The 2,457-nt window shown below is 30.1% G+C and carries 1 protein-coding gene; it reads left to right on the top strand.

Going from position 1 to position 2,457, the window contains the following annotated elements; translation table 11 throughout:
- A partial coding sequence (locus ABY298_RS16000) for a carboxypeptidase-like regulatory domain-containing protein (protein ID WP_372747041.1) occupies positions 1-2,457 on the top strand: 2,457 nt, incomplete at both ends.

Below are 2,457 nucleotides of genomic sequence, written 5' to 3' on the forward strand. Positions count from 1 at the left end.
GGAAATACCAATTTTAATGTTAGAAACAAACCATATAATTCTAACTACATTCAAAATCAGAATTATGATGCTTTAAATTGGTTTGGATTTAGTTTCAACAATAATTATTGGGTAAAACAACAATATTTAAATAGTATTAGAACTGTAACTGTTAAAAATTCATACGATGCTACCAAACCAAAAGGCTTTATTTATGGAACCGTTTATGCTTCTGATGGTTTACCATTACCCGGCGTTTCAATTATAGTAAAAGGAACAACTGTAGGCGCAATAACTGATTTTGATGGAAACTACACTATAAAAGCAAGCAAAGGAGATAAACTTACTTTTAGTTTTATTGGTATGAATACTGCTGAAATTAGTATTGATAAAAACAACATAATTTCTGTATATCTTTCAGAAAACGGACAAAGTTTAGATGAAGTTGTTGTTACTGGTTATGGCGCTACAAAAAGAAAATTAGAAACTAGAGCGGTTGTTGAAATACAAGAAGATGCTTCAGAAGTTTTAGAAGGAAACGTTGCTGGTGTTCAAATTAGAGGTGTTGCATCTTTAGATGCAAAAGCACAACCAATTTATATTATTGATGGTGTTATTTATGAAGAAAACCCAAATTTAAATCCAAATGAAATAATTTCTTTAGAAGTATTAAAAGATGTAGCTGCCACTGCTTTATACGGAGCTAAAGCTGCAAATGGCGTTATTATAATTACTACAAAAAGTGGTTCATCAAAAATTGAAAATGAATTATTAAAAGTTCAAACCAGAAAAGATTTTAAAGAAACCGCCTTTTTCTATCCGCATTTAACAACCGATAAAAATGGAGACATCAGTTTTAATTTTACAATTCCAGAAGCTTTAACACGTTGGAAATTGCAATTATTAGCGCATACAAAAGAAGCTACTTCAGCAATAAAAACACTAACAACGGTTACACAAAAAGAGCTGATGGTAATTCCAAATCCTCCACGATTTTTACGTGAAGGTGATGAAATTGTTTTTTCAAGTAAAATTGCAAATCTGTCTGATAAAAAACTAAACGGATTTGCGCAATTGGTTTTATCCGATGCTATTTCCGGGAAAGAGATTAACCATTTAATTAAAAACGGCTCAGCAACACAAAATTTTACTGTTGATGAAAAAGGAAATACCAACGTAAGCTGGAACTTAAATATTCCAAATGGAATACAAGCAATTCAATATAAAATTGTGGCAAAAGCAGGCGATTTTAGTGATGGTGAGCAAAATGCTTTACCTATTTTATCTAACAGAATGTTGGTTACAGAAACATTGCCAATGTGGGTTAGAAGCAATCAAACCAAAACGTTTAGTTTAGATAAGTTGAAAAATAATACCTCTACCACACTCAACAATCATAAATTAACGTTAGAAATTACGTCAAATCCGGCTTGGTATGCTGTGCAAAGTTTACCATATTTAATGGAATATCCGTATGAATGTTCGGAGCAAACTTTTTCAAGATATTATTCAAATACCTTGGCTAATCATATTTTACAATCAAATCCACGTATTCAAGAAGTATTTAATCAATGGCAAACAAGTGATGCCTTAGTTTCTAATTTAGAAAAAAATGAGGAGTTAAAATCTATCATTATACAAGAAACACCTTGGCTACGAGATGCGCAAAGTGAAACCGAACAGAAAAAACGAATTGCCTTATTATTCGATTTAAATAAATTGAAAAATGAACAAGAAACTGCTATTAAAAAATTAGAAGAAATGCAATTTGGCAACGGTGGATTTCCTTGGTTTAAAGGAAGTAACTATCCAAACCGATATATTACACAACATATTGCAACTGGTTTTGGACATTTACAACAATTACAAGTTGATTTAAATTCTGATTCAGAAAAAATTCAAAAAATAATCAAAAAAGCTGTTCAGTTTTTAGATGATGATATTGAAGATGATTACAAAAAATTACTTGCTGAAGCTAAAAAAATTAGAGAAAAAGCTAAAACTACAACACAAGGATTAAAAGATGAAGCTGCTTATTTAGCTAAAAATCATTTAGGTCATATTCAATTACAATATTTGTATATGCGTAGTTTTTACAAAACCATAAAAATTGATAAAAACCTTCAAACAGCAATAGATTATTACACCAACCAATCGGCTACGTATTGGAAAGATTTCAACTTATATTCTAAAGGATTAATTGCTTTAATTCAACATAGAAATGGAAATAAAGTTTTAACAACTGCTATTTTAAAATCGTTAAAAGAAAACAGCATTGTTAGTGAAGAATTAGGAATGTATTGGAAAGAAAATACCCCAAGTTGGTATTGGTACCAAGCGCCTATTGAAACGCAGGCTTTATTAATTGAAGTATTTTCTGAAATTGAAAATGACATTACTACAGTTGATGAATTAAAAATATGGTTATTAAAAAACAAACAAACTAATAGTTGGAAAACTACCAAGCAAACTACAGAA

This window comes from Lutibacter sp., assembly GCF_041596795.1.
Classification (GTDB): Bacteria; Bacteroidota; Bacteroidia; order Flavobacteriales; family Flavobacteriaceae; genus Lutibacter.